The organism is Enterococcus sp. 7F3_DIV0205, assembly GCF_002141365.2.
In the GTDB taxonomy this organism is placed as follows: domain Bacteria; phylum Bacillota; class Bacilli; order Lactobacillales; family Enterococcaceae; genus Enterococcus_L; species Enterococcus_L palustris.
Window position 1 is genome coordinate 3,236,703 of sequence record NZ_CP147244.1, and the last position, 22,414, is coordinate 3,259,116.

Consider the following 22,414-nt stretch of genomic DNA (forward strand, 5'->3'; position numbering starts at 1 on the left):
TCTTTTTTTAATATTTTGAAAAAAATCAACAGATTAGTGTGATAAAATGAAATATGATTTACTATAAGTTGTATATATTGTACAGGAAATACAATCTGAAAAAAAATACGATATAAGGTTCCTTGAAGTAGTTGTTTTGCCAACGTTAACCATCAATTTACTACTTTAAATGCAAAAGTAAGCGAGTTTACTGAACTATTAGAACAGGTCAACAAATAATTGAACGAAGTTGCAAACAATGTGGAAAGAACAGATCAAAATAGTTCTTCTGTGATTGGTCATAGACTGTAAGAAATTTAGATAGATGAGGTGGCTTGTATCAGATATGGGTACTACTGTAGATTGGAGAAAAAGAGATGATTAAAAAAAACAAAGTAGTAGTATTTATTTTTGTCATTTTAATTGTATTAGGAATAGGATTTGGAGGGAAATTGTATATGGATAAAAATGCAGAAGATAAAGCTAAAGAAGAACAACAGAGTTTATTAAAAACAGAAAGAGAATCGGCAATTGTTTTAAAAAAGACATTTGCCAATATCAAATCTGTAGAATTTGAAAAAACTTCGTACAATAAAATGACAGGAGCATACCGTATGTTTGTAAAATTGATAACTTCAGATAATGAAGCAGTAGAGTTTACATATAGTTTTTGGAAACAACGTAATGAAATTGGTAGCTACGGTATTGAAAATAGGAAAGCACAAGTTAAAGGAACTACAACTAAAAAAATTATGGTTCATTACTCAAATAGGGAAAAGGAAGAATTATAGATGTTTACAGATAAAGAATACAATCAAATAAGTGAGGAAGTTTATTGGCTAGATCCTAAACATGAAGATTACGATCCTACTATGAAAAAAGGAGCTGTTAGAGAACTAACAGGAATTGAATATGAAATTCTTGATGTGAAACATGAACCTAAAAATGGAATGCAAGCAATGGCTGTTGCCCCAGTAGTTAACGGAAAAGCAGACACCACACAAGTAGTGATTGCCTATGCAGGAACGAATCAATCAGATAGTTTAGATATAGCAACAGATATACAAACCGTGGGTGCAGGAAGTGATAAACTGAAATCATTTGATTGGTTTGGAGCACCAAAATCTGTAGTTCCTCAATCTCTCACAGCCCGACAATTCGCAGAGTCTATTAGAAATAAATATCCTTTTGCGACGATCACAACGACAGGACATTCTTTAGGAGAAAGTTTAGCTTTTTACATTGCCGCAGAAAACAAATGGCTTAACGTGGGATTCAATGGTCCATATGCTGGAAGTATGATGTCAAAAGATGGAAAAAAATGGGCAAAAGACAACCCAGGTATGTTTTATAATTATCGCAATAGAAATGATGCTGTCGGAGGACTTCGAGTGACGGGTCGAGAGTTTGCGATTATTATTGATATGGAAAAAGATGGAAAGATGGCTGATCGAATTGGTGGTGCTTACCATAGTCTGGCTATGTGGGAATTTGATAAAAAGACGGGGCGTTTGTTAATTCCTGACAATGCATTCAATGAAAAAGCAATCAAAAAAAGAGCTGAGAATGATAAACAGCGCTTACTAGGTGTTCTTAACAGCACACAAGCATGGATGAAGTTCTTGCGAAATAAGTTAAAGAAAAGTGGCGGCGGTTTATCAGCCAATGAAGCTATCTTCTTAGACAGTGTTGAAGCACTTCTTGTGTTAAATGCACAAATGAGTACAGTCAATGCAACGTTTTTGGAAGCAGAAAGTTTCCTTCGTCGGCAAACAGAAAAAGCAGAACGTTCTTGGCGAAAATCCTTAGAAGCAGGAAAAACATTAGGTCCTGATTTAAGCGAACCAGAAGTACTAGACGCACTTGAATCTATAGGTGTCAGTAAATCAATTGTTTCTGATCGGCCTAAAGAGAGAAATGAATCGAAAATTGCTGAATACAAAGAGATCGCAAGCAGTTGTGATACGCTGAAAACAGAAATTCATGGAAGTATTGAAACACTATTATCTGTTGATCAACAATTAGCGAAACAATTTCAACCAGAATAACTGTAAAGGAATGCGTTAAGAATGGATAAAGAAGAAGAACTAAAGCTAGAGTATCTAAAAGAGTTACGCATATATGAGGAAAAAGAAGATCAGTTAGCTTGGAATAAAACAAAAGTATTTCAAGAAATAGATGACTATATCAAAGAAACAGAGTATTGGGCAGGAAAACTTCCTTTTGGTCGCGAAGCCATATCTGAAGCGTATCATCACTTCCAAAATGAATCGTTGGAATTAGAGGATCAATTTAATCAAGAAAGAAAAAAAATAATACACGAGATGGACGAGTTAGAACAGAACTACAGAACAGAACTACGTAATTTAGAAAATTAAAAGGAGCATTTTAAAAGGTATGGTAGAGATATTCACAGATGAAATCCTCGATGAAGCAGGATTAAAGGAGCTTAGAAAAGCACGACAAAAAAATAATATTCGTTCTTTCGTAGGGACTGCCGCACTTATGGAGCACGCATCAAGAGAACAAGAAATAAAATCAATTACGGACACGTACATAAATGAATTAAAAAGTTCTTTAGAGAGTTTATCGAGTAATTTAGGCAATTCTCTGAAAGGACAAACAGGAAAAAAAGTAAAAGCGGCAATAAAACAACAGACCTCGAAAATTCAATCAATATAGACGAAATGGATTTTCTAGTTCTTTGAAAGGTACAAGGCTTCTATTTTAATGTAGAGATAGATAAAATGATTTTTTTCGACTGATGAACGCGTCGCGAGCTGTTGGAATAAGGTATAATCCTTTATGATGTTGACTGAGCAATTAAATAAAAAAGAGGTGTTTTTATGGATGAAAAAGAACTTGAACGTGAAAAGGAACGGCAAAAAGAACTTGTCCGAAAAATAGGCGAGGAAACTGTAGCGAAGCAGCAACAAATGCATGCGACTGTTGAAAAAAATACTAGTGAGATAATGGCCCGGATGCTTGAAACGATTCAAGACACACAGAAATTGGTGGAGAAGTGGTCGGGGCTTGAACAACCAGCAAAGAAACCTGACCTTCACCTAGTACCACCACTCTCGTCAGAAAAACCAAAGGAGGGACCTCATGACTGAAAAACGTCCCAAAATAAATGTAGAAATGGATCCCTCACAATACTATCCTTATGTTCGTGAAGCATTAAAAAAAGAGCTGGAAGGACAGTTTCCTAATAATCCAGAAGCTGTTGCAGAACATTTAGATTTTGCAGATAATCTTCACACACTAGAACAAGAAATGGAAAAAATCATGACTTCTGTTGACCAACGAATGATTGCAGCAGAAAATAATGCATTGACTTTTTTAGAAGCTTCACCCGAACGTATTCCTCTTCATATCAAGCGGTTAGCTACTTTCTATGAACAGTGGAAACATGAAAATAGATAAGCAGCCAATTTGAAAAAGAATACTACAGTTTCTTCCTCAGCTTTTTTTCGAGAGGATGGGACAGGAGCATTCATTCAGAAGGAGTTGCTTCTGCTCCTAACGTTTATCTAGATTCCACATGATTTGGATATGACTCATAGAGTTATGTCCCAATCATTTTTTTACTTAGAAACCTACATATCCTTGAAAAACTATCGAAGATGCTATTCAACTTATAGAAATGATTTCTTTTTATGCGACGAGTAACCGCAGGAGCAATTCTTTTTATGCGACGAGTAATCGCAGGAGCAATTCTTTTTATGCGACGAGTAATCGCAGGAGCAATTAAGTAATTTGATTTAGTTTAATTCTAGATCTTTGTTGTAATTTAATAAAAATCAGTACTAGGAAAATCTTCAAAAAACTCTGGTTCCAAAAACTGAATCAACGCATAAATATATTTAGTAGAAATCATTTGACGCTTCAATAACTCATTCAAAGCTCGTAAGGATTGCTCTGCAAGTTCGATCATCCGCTTAGGAGAATCAGCCTGAAACTGAGCAAGGATTTTCCGAACCTCATCCAGTGACCAAGTTGAAGCTCGAATCATACGGATAAATAATAATTGCTGAATCGCATGTTCATCAAACATTCGATAATTACTCTCTGGATCTCGAGGTACTTCAAGTAACCGCTCTTTGGTCCAGTGGCGAATGGCTGTTTCTGTAATAGCTAAACGTTCAGCTGTTTCTCCAATCGTTAGCCATCCCCTTGTTGGCATTTGGGTGATTTCTTGCCATTCTTCTTCATGAAGAAGTGCTAAGGTTTGATCAGATATCTTTTTTCGCTGGTTTAATTTTACCTGCTCTTCATTCAATAACCAGAATGCGGTTGTAAAATCATGAGCTTGGATCGCTGCCATGATTTTTTGAGTCGCATGATAACCATAAGTAATCGTTGTCGTTCTGATCGCTCGGAAATAGTGCAGACTTTCCTCTGTATAAAGACGATAACCGCTGTTGCTTCGCTCAGGCAAGGGAAGGAGTTGTTTTTTTTCATAATGGCGTAATAAGCTTGTGCTGATAGTTAATTCTCTCGCAATTTCAATCGGTCGAATCATTATAAACTATTCCTCCGGATGACAATGTTTTCTCTTATTATAATTGATTTAACAAAGATTACAATCGGAAACCTTAGAACTTGCATGAATGTGCTACGATAGGGTTAGTCTAAATATTATCTAGTTACACAGGCTAACTTTTTGGGAAAAAGATAAAAATAGAATGAGCCAAAAAGCGTCTCAGTCGATTTTTCCTATTTTCCAGTCAGAGCTGGACGAGCCCACTACGCTTTTGCTTTGAAACACAGTGAATGAAGTGAGCTGATGTTGAAAAGTACAAGGTGAAGCAAAGCGGAACATTGCCACCATAGGTTATCTAGGTACGCGGGCTAGCTCTTCGGGAAAAAGATAAAAATAGAATGAGCCAAAAAGCGTCTCAGTCGATTTTTCCTATTTTCCAGTCAGAGCTGGGCGAGCTCGCTACGCTTTTGCTTTGAAACACAGTGAATGAAGTGAACTGATGTTGAAAAGTACAAGACTTTCGCAGAAAGTGTTGATCATTTTTATTTTAAGGAGGATTTTTATGACAGAATATATAACGATCAATGGGGCGAAAGAGAACAACTTGAAAAATGTTTCTGTAAAAATACCGAAACGAAAAATCACCGTTTTTACAGGTGTTTCAGGTTCAGGAAAATCTTCGATTGTATTTGAAACGATTGCCAATGAATCCCAACGACAGTTGAATGAAACCTTTAGCGCCTTTATCCAAAATTTTCTGCCTAAATATCAACAACCAGATGTGGATAGTATTGAAAACTTATCGACTTCTGTTGTCATCAATCAAAAACGTCTCGGTGGAAATTCTCGTTCAACCTTAGGAACAATCACAGATATCAATCCTTTACTTCGAGTTCTGTTTTCAAGATTTGGCAAACCAAGTATTGGCACAGCTAATTATTTTTCGTTTAACGATCAGGCAGGCATGTGCCCTGAATGTCAAGGTATTGGCAAAACTGTACGCATCGATGAAGATAAATTCTTAGATTGCTCGCAGTCTCTAAATAGTGGAGCTATTCAGTTTTCAGCATTCAAAAACACGGAATGGTATATGAAAGGTTATTTAGATTCAGGTCTTTTTGATAATGATAAAAAAATTGAAGACTACACAGAACAAGAATTAGAAACATTGCTTTATGGAAAAGATTTCAAAGTCAAAATCGATGGTGTCAATTTAACCTACGAAGGGTTATTCACTAAATTTAATCGTCTATATCTACAAAAAGAAGGCGAAATTTCTCCAAGAACACAAAAGCTAATCAATGAATATACCTTAGAAGCTTGTTGTCCGACTTGTGATGGGAAACGTTTATCACAAGCCTCTTTAGCTGTAAAAGTTGGAGACTATTCGATTGCTGATTTTACGTCATTGGAACTTGGAAAAATGCTCAAAGTGCTGGAAACCTTGGAAGTTCCCAATGCACAACCAATCATTAAAAATTTGAAAGAAAAAATCAGTCATTTAGTTGAAATTGGTTTAGGCTATTTAAGTTTAGATCGAGAAACGACCACCTTATCTGGTGGTGAGTCGCAGCGCGTGAAAATGGTCAAACATTTAAACAATAGTTTGGTGGATTTGATTTATATTTTTGATGAACCTAGTATTGGACTGCATCCTAGAGATGTCCATCGTTTAAATGAATTGTTGTTTAAGCTGAGAGATAAAGGCAATACTGTGATCGTGATCGAACATGATCCAGATGTGATTAAAATTGCCGATCATGTAATCGAGGTTGGGCCGCAAGCTGGAAAACATGGCGGGAACATCATGTTTGAAGGGACTTATCAGGAATTACTTTCATCAAATACGCTAACTGGAAACTTTTTGAACAATCAAACCGTATTAAAAAGCGAAGTTCGGCCTGCGAAAGAGTTTTATCAAGGACGTTCTTCAAACATGCATAATTTAAAAGATAGTGCACTGCGGATTCCTAAAAAAACATTGACGATGATCACAGGTGTAGCAGGTTCAGGGAAAAGTACCTTAGTCAAAGATTCCTTTTTAGCAAAGTATCCCGAAGCAATCGTGATCGATCAAGCTGCCGCACAAACAAATTCACGTTCCAATCCAGCAACTTATATTGGAATCATGGATAATATCAGAAAACTATTCGGCAAAGCAAACGATGTTTCACCATCTTTATTCAGTTACAATTCCAAAGGTGGTTGTGAAAACTGTAAAGGACAAGGTTACATCGAGACGAACTTAGCTTTTATGGATACGATCAAAAGTGAATGTGAGGTATGTCACGGCAAGCGCTATAAACAAGAAGTATTAGCGTATCAGTTTCAAGGAAAAAATATCACGGAAGTATTAGCACTGACAGTGGAAGATGCGCTGGAATTTTTCAAAGAGCCAGCAATTTCAAAAAAAATCAAGGCTATGGATCAAGTAGGATTAAGTTATTTAACTTTAGGTCAACCAATGAACACCTTATCAGGCGGTGAATGTCAGCGCATGAAATTAGCCAGTGAGTTTTACAAAAAAGGCAGTATTTATGTGTTGGATGAGCCGTCTACTGGGTTACATTTATCCGATATTGAGCATTTACTTCAAATCATGAATCATTTAGTAGATCAAGGAAATACGGTCGTTGTGATCGAGCACCATGTTGATTTGATCAAGCAAGGAGATTGGATCGTAGATATTGGACCAGATGGCGGGAACCAAGGTGGGGAAATTGTGTTTGAAGGGAAACCAGGAGACATAAAACATAGTCCCTCGATTACGGGGCAATTTATCTAGTGCTATAAATAAAAAAAGCCGAAGAGATTCATTTCTCTTCGGCTTTTTTTGTTTATAACAGAATGGAACTTTATCTGTATTAGTCTTCATTGGCAATAGAGTCTATAAGAGCAAATATATTTTTCCAATCTCGTTCATTTGGAAGAAAATCCCAAATATAGGTTTTTGAAGCGTGGGGATAAATGTGATCGTCAAAATGGAAATCTGATAATAACAGATCGTAATACCCATCATGGCTTTGTTCATTTGTACCAGTATGAACGACCAAATTATGATTCGAGAATTTGATAAGTTTTTGACTGAGGTATTCTTCACTGAGAGGCTCTACTGTACAGATTAACTTCACAAAAATTTCCTTTCGTAGTTCTTTCAATTTAAGTGAGGAACTAATAGTGAGAATAATATTGTATAACAGATAATCTTGATCAAAATGATTTCTATTTTTAGGAAAAAGATGGAGAATACTTTCCATGATTAGCTGAGATTGTTCAAAAAAACTATAGTTTAATTCTGAGACTGATAGAAGCATGTTTTTGACATTCAAATGATGGATAGTCAATTCTGAAAAAGCAATTGTATAGGTGTAGGAAGACAATAGCCTAAAAATTAGTTTAGTTTCATCCTTGAATATAAGTTTTTCATTACGAATTTTGTAAGCATGAATCAAACTGATAGCAAATAAATAGGCAGAAGTTCTTTTTTCTTTATGCCAGTTTACTTTGAGTTCGTAATCGCTATGAAGCTCATCGAAAACAGGGTTTGAGATGAGGATCAAAGATAAAAATGTCCATTCATTAATGTGAAAAGCGATTGGAATATCTTCTGTTATAAATTGTTTTGTATACTGCGAATAACGTTCGATATAAGGATCGATAATATCTTTATTTGGGGCTATATCTATGAAATGGTGATGTTGGTATCTAATTTGATTTATTGCTAAACGATATAAAAATTGAAGTCGTTCTGTATCAGTTAATTGAAAGGATAAAGCGTTCATTTTTTCATTATAAAGATTTAAGGTTTCTTCAAATGAGATTGTTTTAAAAGGCCACTGAGAACTTTTGATAACAGACCAATAAAAGCGATAAAAAAATTCTCTGATGATATGCTCAGGTCCGGAAATGACAAAATTATTCATGTTGAGTGATAGGCCATTTTCACTAAAATAATCAGCTAAATTTTTAAGTCTACGATAAATTGTACTGGTTGAGACATAAAAAATTTCTGCTAAATCTACTAAAGTGAAGCCTTGCTCATGAAAAATTAAGTCGATCAATCGATAGCTAATAGTGTCTTTAATAAACAGACTTTCAGTTTCTCCAATCGAATGTAAAGGTGTCGCTTGCAGAAAAAAGCCTTTATTTTTTTTACTGATAATTTCTAGGCTGTCATTTTGATCATATTTAATTTGTCTTAAAAGGTTCAGGGTTCGATAAGTGGCATCAGAGGAACAATTTCCAATTTTTGAGAGTTCTTTTTCAGTAAACCAACGCTCGTTATTATAGAGCGTTCTTAAAAATAATAGTGATCTTTTTTCTTGAGTATCTAATAAGTTTTCCATAGCTCATCACCTCTTAGTTAGTACCATTATTATAATCTTGAGATACTTTTTTACCAAACCAAATTGACTTTTAAAGTCTTTTTTTTAAAATAATCGCCAATTTTTGAATACTGAATGTGAAAAATAAAACAATCTATAATTACTATTATATCAAGGTTTTTAGTAGAGTTTATTTATAAATATGAACTGTTATTAAATTTTTTATTCTAAAACATAAGTTGTTAGATGAGGATTTTGAAGTAGAATCGGCCTCCGTATTCACGTAACATAAGTTTTAAGAAAACGTAGTAGTGTGCACAAGCGTTTCTTGATTTTAACTGACACTGATAGAAAAGGGAGTGAGAAATATGAAAATTGGTTATACAAGTCGCTCATCTACTGAAGAGTATGAGATTTTATATAAATTAGGGTGTGAGTCAATTGTTGATCGTGATATTTCCTTAACAGAAATTGATAGCTTTGAGCTTTTCGTAAGAGAAAATATCCAACATGAAATGGTCATCGTCAATTTGGCAAGTATTGGGGATAAGTTTACGATCAACCAATTATATCCTATTTTGACACTCATTAAAAAGAATAAGGGTTCATTGATCATTAATGAGTTTTATACGACAAATTTATTCTCTAATGTAATTTATCTCGAGCTACTTTATCTTATGGCAAGGCATGACAAGAAAGCATATCGAATTAGAGCAAACGAAGCGATGGCAACTGCTAGGAAGAATGGAACGTCCAGCGGTAGGCCTACAATCAATCAAGATATTATTGAGCGGATTCGATACATGTATGAGAAAGAAAATATGACGATTCAAGAAGTGGCTAAAGTATGTAACGTTTCAATCGGAACGGTGTATAAATACACAAGACTATCGATCAAAAATAAACAATCAATAATAAGTTAGTTTCTATCAAAACCGTATATAAAGTAGTAAACGAAAGCTAAAAAGACATTCTCGAGTAAAAGGTTATCATACCAATCGAAAATTATTTGAAAGGAGGTGGCGGCCTTCAACTCAGTGATGGAAAGAACAGTGGAATAAGGAGTGAAAATAAACAAATGAGGGAACAAAACAAAAAAATAAAGGCATGGCAAATGTTAAGTGTTATTATCCCAGTTCTTGGAATAGGACTTTGGTGGAGCCAGACCAGTACATTACTGAGGGCAGAACAAGAACCAAGCACTGGGGAAAATGAAGTAGCTCCAGCAAAAGAGGCAGAAACTCAATCATTAAGTAAATTGGGTCGTGCATTAACGGCGATTTCAAATGAACGTGGGCTATCAGCTACACCGAGAATTTTGACAGTCAATCAAAACGGCTCTTTTCCGACAGCAGGAACTTCGACAACAGAACTTCAAAAATTAGTTACAAATTTAAGTATTCCTACACCATCAACTGGGATAACTTGGGAATATGTTGATATAGATGGAAAACCAATAACACCAAATAGTACGAACGTTGGTTTTCAAACCGTCTATATCAAAATAACAGAAAAAACAGGTTCTTCAAGTATTCAAGTCCCTATTCCAGTGAATGTCATCAATTCTAATGCCGTTTCGCTTTTTAGCGGTCAAGTCAGATTAGTTTCAGATAGTTCGGTTATCATACCTGTTGATCAAATGACTGGTAAAACGGAAGAAGAAAGAAAAGATGTCATCAGGAAAATCGCAAATGTAAGTGCTTGGAATACAGAAACAGGAGAAATATTACCAGTAGAAGTTACCTCAGCAGCATTAGATGGTTCCTTAGGGTATAAAAATGTTATCTTTTCTGTTGAATTAGGTGGGAAAACAGAACAAACATCCAAATATATGACTATTTTTGGTGCTACAGTAAAATCTCCTTATTACTTTACGGTAGCACAAGGCACAACGTTTAATATAGGAACAAGTGGAGCTAACTTGTTTGATAAATATCAATCGAGTGCTGGAGCGGTGGCTGGAAATGCTACATACAAATGGGTGGCGGACAAAGAAGGAACAGACACAGTTCCTGCCAATACGTTTGATACAAGTAAAACTGGTTTTAAAATGGGTTATATCAAAATGACAGATAAAGCTACAGCTGTTTCTACGATCATTCCAATCCCTATAACGATTACAGATGATTCTTCGATAGTGGATACCACCGATAAGTTTGGTTATAACTTTACAAAAAATTTGAATGTTTTAAAAAAGTCAGAAATTTCTGGGGTAAAGGACTCTGAATTGATTGAGACTATTACGAATAACTTAGGTCCTGAGGCATGGGATGCAGTCACGGGTGAAAAGCTCCCAATTAAAATTACGAATTTAAATGGACTAACATCAGATTCCCTTATTGGCAGCTATCAAATTTCGCTAACGATAACTTTAGCAAATAATACGCAGAAAAATGTTAGTTTACCAATTGCTCTTTTATCAGACAGTGTATTTCCAGACTCTGTGGACGGATGGACAAGTATTCCTTTAAATGCAAAGGATGGTTATATTGAAAATCCAATCAATAAATCAAAGTTAGGATTCAACAAACGAGGGCTTACAGTTGGTAATTTATCTAGTCACTATGGCTTTATTATAAAAGACAGTAGTAATCTCACCTATACGTTTGGAGAAAGTTTGGTGTCAAACATTCCATTTGTAAACGGCAAGTTAGTTTATCCTGTAAATTCCAGTTCTGATAGTAATAATTCAGCAGAAAGAAGTATGGGAATTGGTCGAGGAAGTAATCCACAATTTACTCAACAATTTTTCTTGAAAAAAGGCAAAGAACTGAAAGAAATTTTGATCGATACCGATAAAAAATTGATTTATGTTTATGATTTAGGAATTAGCCGAAATCTGAATTTTTCAGTTAATTTAACGACTTACAATGCAGATTCTGAGACTAAAACTATCGGAATGCTTGAAAATGTGGATACGTATTATGGATCAGATACAGTTCCTTTATATTCATCTGGCAATAATAGTGGCTTTTACATGAGAGCCAGTTCCACGAAGCGATTTTCTATAAAGCTTAAAGATGGAAAAGGAAACTACTTATCTGCTTATACTATGCAAGCACCAGGAGCATTTAGGGCTTCTTCCCAATATCCAAAAGCAGCGAATAATCTTTACGACTCAAACTGGTTTAGAAGTGATTTTTCAAGACCTGGAATAGAGCAATATAATTTGAAAAGAGACGAAGTAATCATAAGTGGTATTGATACTGCATACCAATTAGGTGCACCGCATACACCAGTTGCTTCTAATCAAGCGCTAAAAACAGGTTATGAGGTATTTGCTGGAACGGAATTGCCGTATATGATCATAACCGCTGATCCTCCAGAGTGGAATGTGTATCCAGATTACAAAGACAATGAATTTAAGACAAATTACAATTTAAGCCAAATTCCGGATGTTGGTGGTAATGGAACGCTGTATGTTGAATATCCAAATGGACAAAAAGCAGAATTACCATTCGTGGCAAATGATACAAAGCAATTTAATGGGGAACTAACCATTCCTAGAGCGACACTTCCAGATAAACTAAATGAAGAAACGGGAACAATCAAACAGTATGTGACTAATCTATTAGCTATTTATGAAAAAGAAAGTACGATGGAAGGTTTGACATCAGAAGAATACAACCTAACGGTTAATGTCTATAACCTTGGAGGCACGCCAATTGCTCAAACAGTTAAACAAGGAACTGCTTGGAGTAAATCTGCAGCCGACTTAATCAAAGATCCAGTAATTTTACCAGGACATAAAGCAGCATTTGAATTTGTAGATGGACAGCCTGATACATCCAAAATTGGCTTACAAGTAGTTAAAATCCGAATGACAGATAGTGATGAACCTACTCAAACAACCATTATTGAAGTGCCGATCAATGTTATTGAAGGTACAGTTCCAACAACTGGTCTGACCGTCGCAGCAAATGATTTTTCAGTTAGCAAAGGAAAGGTATCTGGTTTATCAGAAGCTGATATAAAAGCGATGATCCTAAAAGAATCAAAAGTTAAAGCTTGGGATAATACTACAGGACTGTCTACAGGTATTACAGTATCCGTAATAACAACAGATTTAACTGCTGATTCTACAGTTGGTCAACAATACAAAGCAACGATCCGAGGAACAAAAGATAATTTGACAAGTGACACAACTATAACGATCACAGTTGGAAAGCCGTTAAGTGCTGAAGCAGTTACACAGACAATTCCATTAGGCTCAGATGAACAATACTGGACAGCGGATCGTCTACAACAAACGGTCAAAAACGTGATGGATGGTGATAACGAAGTTTCGAATTATAAAGTCAATCTTCTTACACCGCCAATAACTAGTCGGGTCACTGACAATGAAGCGATGTTAGTTGAAGTAGTTGATGAAGCCGATAGCAGTCAAGCGGTTAAAATTGAAATTCCTATTAAAGTAAGTTGGGGGAATGCGATCACTTTAGGAGGAAGCGAGACTGATGTCAGTAAAGCTGGACAATCAACTTTAGCGTTAACTCTTCATGAAGATGATAAAAACAAACCATATTTACGTTCGGCTTATGGAAATTTGCCTAGTTTAAACGAACAAATGCCACTAGCAAGTAACGATCCAAACGTTCCTTTTTACCAGTTTACCTATCTAAACATGTCTAATCAGGCAACTGGCCAGAGTAATGCCAAAGAAGTAAATGATGGCCCTAATGCAGTAAATGATGTGACAATTCAAGGATTAGGCAGTCAAACACCAGCGCAGTTGGTCGACCAATTAGGAACCAACGGCAAATTAAGTGTAAACTACGGCGACGTTCTAAAAGTCTACGTCAAACAAGGGCAACACGCATTATATACAAACAATCAAGGTCCAGCGCAACCATTAGCGGACTTACCAAATAACGAAACCATTTTCGTACTAGTAACAAAAGACGGTTTTAAACCACTTTACTTTAATCAATTAACACCGAAAGAAGTAAGCATTGCTTCAGAATCAACTAGTACGACAGCACTTTACGATGCTCATTACAATAGTTTAGCAGCTTACTTCACTACGAGTGGATCTAGCAGTAACTATACACAAATCAAACCAAATGGCTTTAAGACTTATCCAAAACTTAATTTAGCTGTCGGTGAAAGTGATAATGGTCGTGTTCTGGTAGCAGAACCAACAAGTACGACTAGTAATCAGTATGTAACGTATGCCTATGATACGACGTTTGTCGGCACTGGACCAGAATTACAAATTGTTTCACCATTGTCTTCACTAAGTTTCGGCAGCCAAACAATTAAATCACAGACCCAAGAAATTAAACGAACGGATCCAAATTGGGGCTTCACTGTATTAGATAGTCGTCAAACCAAAGCCGCATGGGTCATTCAAGCGAAAATGAGTGAGCCATTTAAAACAAGCGGTGCTAATTCGAAACAGTTAAAAGGAGCCGAATTAAAGCTTAAACAAGCAAGCGGTACGATTAGTTTAAATAGTGGGTATCAAACGATTTATACAAAAGAGAATCCTGGTGCCAGTAACAATGTCACTTGGTCAGCAGAGCAAGGTTTCTTCTTACAAGTCCCACCAGGGGTGATTGATAAAGACGCCGTTTATTCAACAGATGTCGAGTTTATTTTGACGAGTGCACCATAAAGCAGGAGGATGACATGAAAAAAAATGAAGTAAAATATTTGATTGCCATTCTTCTAGCTTTGATTGTTGGTTTTTCTAACCAGCACATGGTCTTAGCAGAAGAGGCGTCGATGAAAAGTAATGCAGGGATCAGCTTTGAAAATAGTTATGAAGCGAATTCTAATGTATCAGAAGAATTACCAGACACGAATTCACCTGTTCTAGTAACAGAACAAGAAGCAAAACCAGTGGGTAAAACGTTACCGCAAACAGGGGAGATAATCGGAAATACAGTCAGTTGGCTTGGGCTTATGCTCATTCTAATTGTTATGATCCGAAGCCGTCAAAAAAAGAAATAAATGTGTAAAAACGTTTATATAAAAAAAGTATTGAGGAGAGTTTAAATATGAAAAAAATCAACACAACGAAATTATTGAGCCTAGGGTTAGTTAGTTTATGTGCACTAACAATAGGAGCACCAAGTGTGTTAGCTGAAAACCCAACAGCTAACACTAAATCAGATGTTAAGTTTATCGAAGATACTAGCACGATCGATCCAGAGAAACCAGAAGTTGTTGATCCAACTGATCCAGAGAAAGAACCAGGCGTTGTTGATCCAGGCGGCGAAGGTACTGGTGGTAACGGGACAAAAGCGTTCAACATCAATTGGGTATCAAATTTCAAATTTGGTGAAATCAAAATTGCAGGTAAATCAATGACCGCTTTTGCTCAACCAACAACGTTGAACTGGGCGACAGAAACAGGTGGTACGTTAACACCAACTGGAGACAAAACAGCAGGATTAGCGAACTTCCTACAAGTAACAGATAACACAGGAAGCAATGCTGGATGGAATGTAAAAGTCTCAGGAACACCATTTTATGAGTTGAACGATGCAGGTCAAGAAATTACAACAAGCCAATTAGCAGGAGCTCAAATTAACTTAACTGAACCACAAGTTGTTGGACTTTTAGACAGCGCAAGCCTAGCACCAACGACATCTGTAACAGCGGATAAAGATATTTTGACAGGCACAAATACTGTACTGCAAGCGGCTGCTGGTAAAGGACAAGGAACTTGGTCATTAACATGGGGAGCTCAAGCAGATAAAACAACCCTAAAAGGAATCACAGTTGCAAGTGACGATACTACAACAGGCGCAGCTACTTCTGGTGTGAAATTAACTGTTCCAGTTACTGCACAACCAAAAGCAAACAAGAGCTATCGTTCAAACTTAGTTTGGGTCTTGTCAACTGCACCATAAATAAATAAGGGTAATCATGCAAAAAAATAATAGAGCATACAAAAATAAAGATCGATGGGGAGAAATTTAAATAATGAAAAAAATGACATTAGCAGGATTAGGAATCCTAACATTCAGCACACTAGTTTTAGGAAATCAAACAGCATTAGCAACAGTGGAGAAACCAGAGGCAGATACTGAAGCAACAGTTCAATTTGAAGCAAATACAGATCCAGATACACCAGAAGTAGTTGTACCTCCGGTAGGCGGCGGTGAAGGTGGTATTGTTGATCCAGATGGTAGTGATGGAAATAAAGGTGACGGAAACCCAAGTTTTAATATTGCTTATGTATCGAACTTCCGCTTCAACGAAAGAACGGATGATGATACAAACTTTACAAAATTTAAGCCAATTAAATTAAACGCCAATGGTATGACGCTATGGGCTAAAGGAACGCAATTAACATTGAATGGTGTTGACAAAGATGGGAACGAAATTACACCAGCACAATCAACTGTATATAAAAATATTCCAAACTTTGTTCAAGTAGTAGACAACCGTGGTAAATTAAGCGGCTGGCACTTAGAAGTTTCAGCAGGTGATTTCAAAGGAAAAGATAGTGATGATCAAGAAGTAACTCTAAAAGGAGCGAACATCACATTAACTCAACCGACTATTGCAGGTCCTTCAGAAATCGAATTAACAAGCCCACTTGCACCAACAACATTCTCATCTGAAAAAACATTAAATACAGGAGCACAAACAATTTTAGATGCTAAGGCTAATGCAGGAACAGGTTCGTGGTCATTGAAATTCGGTCAAGAAGAAAAATTAGCTGGTGCTGACTATGAAACATTAGTAGAAGACACTGGTGTAAAATTAACGATTCCAGCAACAGCTGAAGCAAAAGCAAATGTTGCGTATAAAGCAGATCTTAAATGGACATTAACAGACGCTCCATCTAACTAATAGGAAAAATGTGCGTGGGAGTAAATCTCCTACCGCACTACTAAAAGTAATGAGACGATAAATAAAAGAAGATATTCGGGGGAAAGATAAATGAAAAAAGTAACATTATTAACAGCAACATTAATTGCGGCTACACTTTTAGGCGCTCAATCAGCACAAGCAGAAGAGACAGTTTATCCAGTTAAAGCACAAAGTGATGCAACAGTGACCTTAATCGGAGATGACGGTGAAGGCGGCAACACAACTGGACCTGGCGGAGGTACTGAAGGTGGAAATGGTGGCGAAATCACTCCTCCAGGCGGCGGTGAAGGTGGAGAAGGCGGTGTCGTTGATCCAGGACAAAATTCTTCACTACGTTTAAGCTTATTAACAGCTTTTGACTTTGGAACAATTAAAATGTCAGGTAATACTGAAACATATACAGCGAAATTACCAACACCAAACTTTATTGATGGCGGTAAACAAGATCGTCCAAACTTTATCCAAGTAACAGATAACCGCGGAAATCTAGCTGGTTGGAACGTTACAGCAAAAATTGCAGAACAATTCACGAATGGTGAGACAACATTAAACGGAAGCTACATCACTCTTGATAATGGTTGGACACAACCTCAAACAGAAGACAATGCAGTTTATGCACCAACAGTTACAAGTGGTTCAGTGACTTTAGCAACTGGAGCGGATGCACCAATTGCAACTGCATCAGCCGATAAAGGTATGGGAACATGGAATATTATGTATGGAACGCTTTTTGCTCCTGAAAAAGAAACGCTAGGAGATGCTGCTAACAGTGTTCACTTAACGATTCCAGGGAATATCAAAAAAACAGAAGGCAGCTATACAGCAAAAATTCAATGGACATTATCTGACGCACCAGCTAGCTAAATCAACAAGATACTAGATATTTTAAAGTATGGAATGATGAATAATTTCCATACTTTAAACAACATCTAGTTTTATTAAGGAGTGATGGGATGAAAAATCAAGTAATGATAGGTGCTTTGTTGACGTTATTGCTAATACCAGTAACCGCATCAGCAGAAGATGGAGCAAATACAAGCTCCAATGCGTATATAACCATTGAAAAATATACTGGAGATGGGGAACAACCAGTCAATCCAATAGATCCAAATGAAACAGTAAAACCAGCCCCAGATACAGACGGTAAAAATCCTCATCAGCCAAGTACTAAAGGGCCGTTAAGTTTAAATTATGTATCAAATTTGCAATTCGGTAGTCAAGAAGCGAACGGAAATGATGCTGTGTATCAAGTGAAACCTGATCGTGTGATCAATAGTCAAGAAGTCGAGATCGAAGTCCCAAATTTTGTTCAAATTACAGATCATCGAGGAACAAATTCTGGTTGGACACTGATGGTCAAACAAGATGAGGCATTCAAAAATGGCACACATAGCTTAGATGGAACAGAGTTAGTTTTTTCTTCACCAATTTTAAGTAGCAAGTCAGGTAAAGACAACACATCTCCGACAGCAAATGCTACTTTTACGTTAACTGCTGATGGCAAGTCAGCGATGGTTATGCATGCCGCTGCAGATCAAGGGATGGGAACTTGGGTCGATTATTTTGGAAAAGACCTAGAAGCGGCAAAAACAGGTATTCAATTAAAAATCCCTGGAGATGCTAAAAAAGTCGCCGGATTTTACCAAACAAGTCTAACATGGACATTAACAGATACACCTTTTTCTGAATAAGAACAACTGAAAGAAATAAGAAAATGTTTCACTGACAACGGGAGTAAGCATCAACAGTCCCTGTAAAACAGTTCTTTCTTTCAGCTGTTTTTCATGAGTAAGGGTGTTGGGATGAACAAAGAAAAGAGGAACTGAAGATGAATAAATTTATAAAACCGATTGTCGCAATCATAAGTATGATGGTCATGTATGTCCTTTTCAATGTAGAGGCAACAGCCGAAGAGATGAGTTTCTCAGTAGAAGCTCAATTGCCAGATAACCAACTCGATAAAAATAAAACATATTTTGATTTAAGAGTTACGCCAGGAACAAACGAAGAATTAAAAGTTGCGCTTCAAAATAACAAAGATGAAGAAGTAACTGTTCAAATACAAGCCAATACAGCCACTACCAATGATAATGGTGTAATAGATTATGGCGAAGTAAAACCAGAACTAGATAAGTCTTTAAAAGTACCTTTTGCTAGAATTGCCAAGGTAGATCCAGAAGTGACACTGGGACCAAAGGAAAAAAAGGTTGTAACGATTCCAGTCAATATACCTAGTAGCTCTTTTGAAGGAATTATTTTAGGTGGACTCTATTTTACTCAGAAAGAAGCAGACAAAGAGACGAAAAACGATGCAGGTATGCAAATCGAAAATAAATTTGCTTATGTAGTAGGCGTTCGTTTATCTGAGAATGATAAAGCAGTTGAATCTGATTTAAACTTATTAGATGTAGCAGCAGGCCAACGGAATTATCGTAATGTAGTTGTAGCAACTTTGCAAAACCCAATGCCAAGAATTTTAGGACAAATGACGGTCAATGCACAGGTCTTTGCTGAAAATGATTTAAATACAGCAATCTTCACAACAAAACAAGAAAATCTAAACATGGCACCAAACTCAAATTTTGGTTATGGAATCAAAATGGCTAATAAAGCGTTTAAACCAGGGAAATATGTGATGAAAATGACTGTCGAAGCAGATGGTAAAACATGGCCATTTGAAAAAGCCTTTGAGATCACAGCCGATGAAGCGAAAAAATTCAATGATGAAGCAGTTGACTTAGTAGAAGAACCAACCGATTATTTAATGTACATAATCATTGGAGCTGTAATTTTAGTCGTAATTATTATTGGTTTGATTACTTGGATGGTTTATCAAAAACGAAAACGAGAAGCAGAATTAAAACGGAAAAAAGCAAATAAGAAAAAGAAACGTAAAAATAAGAAAAAAGAATAAAGTCAAAGAAAGTCTGTATCTGCCGAAAACAGTCAATAATTAATGGCGGATACGGCTACTGAGACTGTAAGCAGACCAGAATATTTAACAGAAAGGAAAATAATTATGTACAACATAGGAATCGTAAGAGAAATTGAACAACAAGATGATACATATACGAATCAACTTAACCAATCAGCATATCAATTATATTCTTTAAGTAGAGAAGAAGTACTAAACGAAGTAACTGAGATGGACGCATTAATTATTGAAGAATCTTCTAGTATTGGATTAAAGCATACATGTGAATTGATTTTAGAGATAAGACGGCATTGTAATGTATTAATCTGGATTGTCTCTAAGAACCAAACAAAAACAAATAAAATTGTGTATCTACAGTTAGGTGCTGATGGTGTATTGAATGAAGATGGTGAGCTAGAAGCTTCGATGCTACAGTTTACAAATTTATTGAATCGTGTGAAAGGGGGAAAAAATACAATAGACGTTGATGAAGATTCTTTAAAAATCCTAAAACGATCAGAAGCGCCAATTAAGTTGGTTGATTCTAATTTAAGCGTGATTGTTGAAGGAAATATAGAAATAGGCCTGACCAGATTAGAATTTGAAACAATTTCATATTTAGCTGCACATAAAGGTAAAGCTATTACATACGAAGAAATGTACAAAAATATTTGGAAAGAAGACTTTAACGATACAGAATCGGCAAACAAACAATATCGCGTGAGTAATATGATTTTTCATATACGTAAAAAATTAGAAACCAGTTCTGCTAAAACGGTGTATATCAAAACGGTTCGATCAAAAGGATATATGCTTGTGTCTTAAAAAAACTATGTGAGTAGCGGTTAGAGTAACAGCTACTCACACAGTTTTTTTATATAAATTTATTTTTCTTTTACAAGGTTATCCAACTGTTCATTAGTCGAAGTGATCAATGCACCAAAATTTTGATAAACGACTTCAAACATTTCAGCACAAGCTTTCATTTCTTGTGGATTTCTTCGTACTTTATCTTCAAGAAAGTGAGTCATAAAGTGCAAGGCTTCATGCCACTCTTTCAATTCATACAAATAAGCTTTTACAACCAAAATATCCTGATAACCGATTGTTTTTGATTCCTGTGATTTTCCCATATCCACATTCTCCTAATCTAAATTTAGTCTGAAGCCCAACTAGATAGGCAAACAAAAAACGATCAGACCCACGCCTCATCGTTTTCAATAGACACAACCACAGAACACTTGCCTACGCAATTTAGAAGAATTTCTCACATAAGGTAGAAATTCACACTAAAATTGGGTACAATAAAACAAGCTGGTACTTCGGTATCGGCTATCGGCAACTTGTATTGGCAGGGTTAGCTGTCTTTACAGGGCCTCATGATTTTGGTTCCCGCCAAAATTGTGAGGTGCCGTTTTTTATTTTCTATCAGGTCGTTGTTACATAATAGGATAGAAACAAAAAAAGATACCGGGAAAATTCCCCAATACCTGTTCATCAATAGTATGAACTACCCTTACTTTTTCGCTTCTCATCAAATAAAGCACAACAAAAAAGAAGCAGTCAAACACACTTGATTTTTTGTACAATGAAAGAAGCTAGTGGTAAAGCTAGCGACTATTGGCAACTTGTTTGGGCAGAGTTAGCTGACTTTACAAGGACTTCAAGTAGTAGGTTCCCGCCAGATACTTGAGGTGCCAATGGTTATTTATATGTGATGAAGCTTTATGAACGTTTCCGAGTTCGTAAAGCTTTTTTCGTTTCTATCCTATACCAATAAGTATAGAGAACTTAACATGAATGGTCAATACGAACACGAAAGAAAAATAATTGATTTTTTATACGTAGGTTAAATCGTGATGTAGTGAATATTCATAATGTTGCTGTTGTGTTTGAAAGGCCGGCTGCTGATTGATGAACAAGTTAGAAATAAACGAGTTGAATAGGAAGACAATTTTCGTTGAAATAGGTAGATGTCGTTTATTTATCTGTGCCACAATTAGTATTAAAGCAGAAAAGTATAAAGCTATACTAAATAAAAAAATAAATTAATCTTTACATATTATTAAGTATATTATATTATTGGTTTTACGGAATGATAAAATTCTGAAAATTCAAACATTATCATACTTGGAATAGGTCAGGAGGGCATTCATTTTATGGTGTGGCTTCAAACAAATAGGAACAAATATTATTTTTCAGAGGATATACACAGCCAGCAATATCAAAATATTGCTAAATTAGCTTTAAAACAAGGGTGTACATTTTTTGAATTTTGTATTCGTCATGATATTGATTTTAAAGGAGATAACACCTATTCATATGATAAAAGAGCATATGAATTAATCAGTGATTTAGATTCATTTTTAGTGACTAAAATTGAAACAAATAGTTGGGCAACTTCAATGGTAATTGAGCGTGAGAAAGTAGTCGAAGTATATCGCTTTGTATTTAATTCAGACTCACTATCGATTCTTTTAAACTATTCAAAATCAATTGGAGATTGGCAAGGTCCGAATTTGCCAGAAGATATTACATTTTTTCAGGATTATAACATGTGGTTAGGTACAGTTGGACATGAAAAAATGTCATGGTGGTTTTTGACAGACGCAGAATGTCAAGAAGTTAGAAATATGGGTATTGATTTATTCGGAGGAGTATAGGGAACGTTTCGCTATTTTTCTGATATTTAGTAATTTGCTTGTATAGTAAAAAGTGAGCTATCAATATTAAAAAAAATAATGATTTGTTAATTGTTTCTAAGACGAAAAGCTCTTCGAGAGAGCTTTTTTCGTACTTAACACTCGCAACTAAAAAATAAAGCATTAAAACTTTAATTAAAGAAAAGGTAAACCAAATTGTGTTTATACAATTTAGTTT

The 22,414-nt window shown here is 35.8% G+C and carries 20 protein-coding genes; 17 read left to right on the forward strand and 3 right to left on the reverse strand.

Features of this window, described 5'->3' with window-relative positions; all coding sequences use genetic code 11:
• Positions 1-356 precede the first annotated feature (356 nt).
• The 6 genes from A5821_RS15030 (at position 357) to A5821_RS15055 (ending at position 3,405) form a co-directional block, all read left to right on the forward strand.
• Complete coding sequence (locus tag A5821_RS15030) at positions 357-770, forward strand: hypothetical protein (protein WP_086315533.1); 414 nt, start codon at positions 357-359, stop codon at positions 768-770.
• Entirely contained in the window at positions 771-2,027 is a 1,257-nt protein-coding gene (locus tag A5821_RS15035; RefSeq protein WP_086315534.1) for a hypothetical protein, read from the forward strand. It abuts the gene before it with no gap.
• 21 nt (positions 2,028-2,048) lie between these two features.
• Positions 2,049-2,357 (forward strand): hypothetical protein, encoded by a 309-nt coding sequence (locus tag A5821_RS15040; protein ID WP_086315535.1) that lies wholly within the window; start codon positions 2,049-2,051, stop codon positions 2,355-2,357.
• A 19-nt stretch (positions 2,358-2,376) separates the two neighbouring features.
• Entirely contained in the window at positions 2,377-2,661 is a 285-nt protein-coding gene (locus tag A5821_RS15045; RefSeq protein WP_086315536.1) for a hypothetical protein, read from the forward strand.
• Positions 2,662-2,825: 164 nt separating this feature from the next.
• Positions 2,826-3,095 carry a hypothetical protein gene (locus A5821_RS15050; protein WP_086315537.1) on the forward strand — a complete coding sequence of 90 codons (270 nt, stop codon included), beginning with the start codon at positions 2,826-2,828 and terminating at the stop codon, positions 3,093-3,095.
• Positions 3,088-3,405 (forward strand): hypothetical protein, encoded by a 318-nt coding sequence (locus A5821_RS15055; protein ID WP_086315538.1) that lies wholly within the window; start codon positions 3,088-3,090, stop codon positions 3,403-3,405. Before A5821_RS15050 ends, A5821_RS15055 begins: the two co-directional genes overlap by 8 nt.
• Positions 3,406-3,772: 367 nt before the next feature.
• On the opposite strand, the gene A5821_RS15060 is transcribed toward A5821_RS15055, so the two are convergent.
• Positions 3,773-4,504: a MerR family transcriptional regulator gene (locus A5821_RS15060; RefSeq protein WP_086315539.1), complete on the reverse strand. Its 732-nt coding sequence runs from the start codon at positions 4,502-4,504 to the stop codon at positions 3,773-3,775.
• 523 nt (positions 4,505-5,027) lie between these two features.
• Here A5821_RS15060 and A5821_RS15065 point away from each other — a divergent pair.
• Positions 5,028-7,250 carry an ATP-binding cassette domain-containing protein gene (locus A5821_RS15065; RefSeq protein ID WP_086315540.1) on the forward strand — a complete coding sequence of 741 codons (2,223 nt, stop codon included), beginning with the start codon at positions 5,028-5,030 and terminating at the stop codon, positions 7,248-7,250.
• Positions 7,251-7,329: 79 nt separating this feature from the next.
• Here the strand turns inward: A5821_RS15065 and A5821_RS15070 are convergent, their stop codons facing one another.
• Entirely contained in the window at positions 7,330-8,811 is a 1,482-nt protein-coding gene (locus tag A5821_RS15070) for a helix-turn-helix domain-containing protein (protein ID WP_086315541.1), read from the reverse strand.
• Between the two features lie 347 nt (positions 8,812-9,158).
• Here A5821_RS15070 and A5821_RS15075 point away from each other — a divergent pair, with 347 nt between their 5' ends.
• The 9 genes from A5821_RS15075 to A5821_RS15115 all read left to right on the forward strand — a co-directional run bounded on the left by A5821_RS15075 (position 9,159) and on the right by A5821_RS15115 (position 20,359).
• Positions 9,159-9,713 (forward strand): helix-turn-helix domain-containing protein, encoded by a 555-nt coding sequence (locus A5821_RS15075; RefSeq protein WP_086315542.1) that lies wholly within the window; start codon positions 9,159-9,161, stop codon positions 9,711-9,713.
• Positions 9,714-9,868: 155 nt separating this feature from the next.
• The gene (locus tag A5821_RS15080) at positions 9,869-14,407 is read left to right on the forward strand and encodes a hypothetical protein (RefSeq protein ID WP_086315543.1); all 4,539 of its coding nucleotides are present in this window, start codon (positions 9,869-9,871) and stop codon (positions 14,405-14,407) included.
• 14 nt (positions 14,408-14,421) lie between these two features.
• Entirely contained in the window at positions 14,422-14,745 is a 324-nt protein-coding gene (locus tag A5821_RS15085) for an LPXTG cell wall anchor domain-containing protein (protein WP_086315544.1), read from the forward strand.
• Between the two features lie 47 nt (positions 14,746-14,792).
• On the forward strand, positions 14,793-15,650 hold the full coding sequence (locus tag A5821_RS15090; RefSeq protein ID WP_086315545.1) for a WxL domain-containing protein: 858 nt from the start codon (positions 14,793-14,795) through the stop codon (positions 15,648-15,650).
• Positions 15,651-15,723: 73 nt separating this feature from the next.
• Positions 15,724-16,599: a WxL domain-containing protein gene (locus A5821_RS15095; RefSeq protein ID WP_086315546.1), complete on the forward strand. Its 876-nt coding sequence runs from the start codon at positions 15,724-15,726 to the stop codon at positions 16,597-16,599.
• 90 nt (positions 16,600-16,689) lie between these two features.
• Entirely contained in the window at positions 16,690-17,484 is a 795-nt protein-coding gene (locus A5821_RS15100; protein ID WP_086315547.1) for a WxL domain-containing protein, read from the forward strand.
• A gap of 89 nt (positions 17,485-17,573) precedes the next feature.
• On the forward strand, positions 17,574-18,311 hold the full coding sequence (locus tag A5821_RS15105; protein ID WP_086315548.1) for a WxL domain-containing protein: 738 nt from the start codon (positions 17,574-17,576) through the stop codon (positions 18,309-18,311).
• Between the two features lie 137 nt (positions 18,312-18,448).
• Complete coding sequence (locus tag A5821_RS15110) at positions 18,449-19,534, forward strand: DUF916 and DUF3324 domain-containing protein (RefSeq protein ID WP_086315549.1); 1,086 nt, start codon at positions 18,449-18,451, stop codon at positions 19,532-19,534.
• A gap of 105 nt (positions 19,535-19,639) precedes the next feature.
• A complete protein-coding gene (locus tag A5821_RS15115) occupies positions 19,640-20,359 on the forward strand; it encodes a winged helix-turn-helix domain-containing protein (RefSeq protein WP_086315550.1) in 720 nt (239 codons plus the stop codon).
• A 59-nt stretch (positions 20,360-20,418) separates the two neighbouring features.
• Here the strand turns inward: A5821_RS15115 and A5821_RS15120 are convergent, their stop codons facing one another.
• Positions 20,419-20,667: a hypothetical protein gene (locus tag A5821_RS15120; RefSeq protein ID WP_086315551.1), complete on the reverse strand. Its 249-nt coding sequence runs from the start codon at positions 20,665-20,667 to the stop codon at positions 20,419-20,421.
• Between the two features lie 1,026 nt (positions 20,668-21,693).
• Between A5821_RS15120 and A5821_RS15125 the strand changes: the two genes are divergently transcribed.
• Positions 21,694-22,197: a hypothetical protein gene (locus tag A5821_RS15125; protein ID WP_086315552.1), complete on the forward strand. Its 504-nt coding sequence runs from the start codon at positions 21,694-21,696 to the stop codon at positions 22,195-22,197.
• Positions 22,198-22,414 lie beyond the last annotated feature (217 nt).

What these genes read in the sequence shown, in the direction of transcription:
- A5821_RS15035 (WP_086315534.1), top strand. Translation starts at nt 771, where the DNA reads ATGTTTACAGATAAAGAATACAATCAAATAAGTGAGGAAGTTTATTGG.
- A5821_RS15055 (WP_086315538.1), top strand. Translation starts at nt 3,088, where the DNA reads ATGACTGAAAAACGTCCCAAAATAAATGTAGAAATGGATCCCTCACAA.
- A5821_RS15060 (WP_086315539.1), bottom strand. Translation starts at nt 4,504, where the DNA reads ATGATTCGACCGATTGAAATTGCGAGAGAATTAACTATCAGCACAAGC.
- A5821_RS15080 (WP_086315543.1), top strand. Translation starts at nt 9,869, where the DNA reads ATGAGGGAACAAAACAAAAAAATAAAGGCATGGCAAATGTTAAGTGTT.
- A5821_RS15065 (WP_086315540.1), top strand. Translation starts at nt 5,028, where the DNA reads ATGACAGAATATATAACGATCAATGGGGCGAAAGAGAACAACTTGAAA.
- A5821_RS15115 (WP_086315550.1), top strand. Translation starts at nt 19,640, where the DNA reads ATGTACAACATAGGAATCGTAAGAGAAATTGAACAACAAGATGATACA.
- A5821_RS15105 (WP_086315548.1), top strand. Translation starts at nt 17,574, where the DNA reads ATGAAAAATCAAGTAATGATAGGTGCTTTGTTGACGTTATTGCTAATA.
- A5821_RS15100 (WP_086315547.1), top strand. Translation starts at nt 16,690, where the DNA reads ATGAAAAAAGTAACATTATTAACAGCAACATTAATTGCGGCTACACTT.
- A5821_RS15120 (WP_086315551.1), bottom strand. Translation starts at nt 20,667, where the DNA reads ATGGGAAAATCACAGGAATCAAAAACAATCGGTTATCAGGATATTTTG.
- A5821_RS15050 (WP_086315537.1), top strand. Translation starts at nt 2,826, where the DNA reads ATGGATGAAAAAGAACTTGAACGTGAAAAGGAACGGCAAAAAGAACTT.
- A5821_RS15090 (WP_086315545.1), top strand. Translation starts at nt 14,793, where the DNA reads ATGAAAAAAATCAACACAACGAAATTATTGAGCCTAGGGTTAGTTAGT.
- A5821_RS15030 (WP_086315533.1), top strand. Translation starts at nt 357, where the DNA reads ATGATTAAAAAAAACAAAGTAGTAGTATTTATTTTTGTCATTTTAATT.
- A5821_RS15075 (WP_086315542.1), top strand. Translation starts at nt 9,159, where the DNA reads ATGAAAATTGGTTATACAAGTCGCTCATCTACTGAAGAGTATGAGATT.
- A5821_RS15110 (WP_086315549.1), top strand. Translation starts at nt 18,449, where the DNA reads ATGAATAAATTTATAAAACCGATTGTCGCAATCATAAGTATGATGGTC.
- A5821_RS15040 (WP_086315535.1), top strand. Translation starts at nt 2,049, where the DNA reads ATGGATAAAGAAGAAGAACTAAAGCTAGAGTATCTAAAAGAGTTACGC.
- A5821_RS15045 (WP_086315536.1), top strand. Translation starts at nt 2,377, where the DNA reads ATGGTAGAGATATTCACAGATGAAATCCTCGATGAAGCAGGATTAAAG.
- A5821_RS15085 (WP_086315544.1), top strand. Translation starts at nt 14,422, where the DNA reads ATGAAAAAAAATGAAGTAAAATATTTGATTGCCATTCTTCTAGCTTTG.
- A5821_RS15095 (WP_086315546.1), top strand. Translation starts at nt 15,724, where the DNA reads ATGAAAAAAATGACATTAGCAGGATTAGGAATCCTAACATTCAGCACA.
- A5821_RS15070 (WP_086315541.1), bottom strand. Translation starts at nt 8,811, where the DNA reads ATGGAAAACTTATTAGATACTCAAGAAAAAAGATCACTATTATTTTTA.
- A5821_RS15125 (WP_086315552.1), top strand. Translation starts at nt 21,694, where the DNA reads ATGGTGTGGCTTCAAACAAATAGGAACAAATATTATTTTTCAGAGGAT.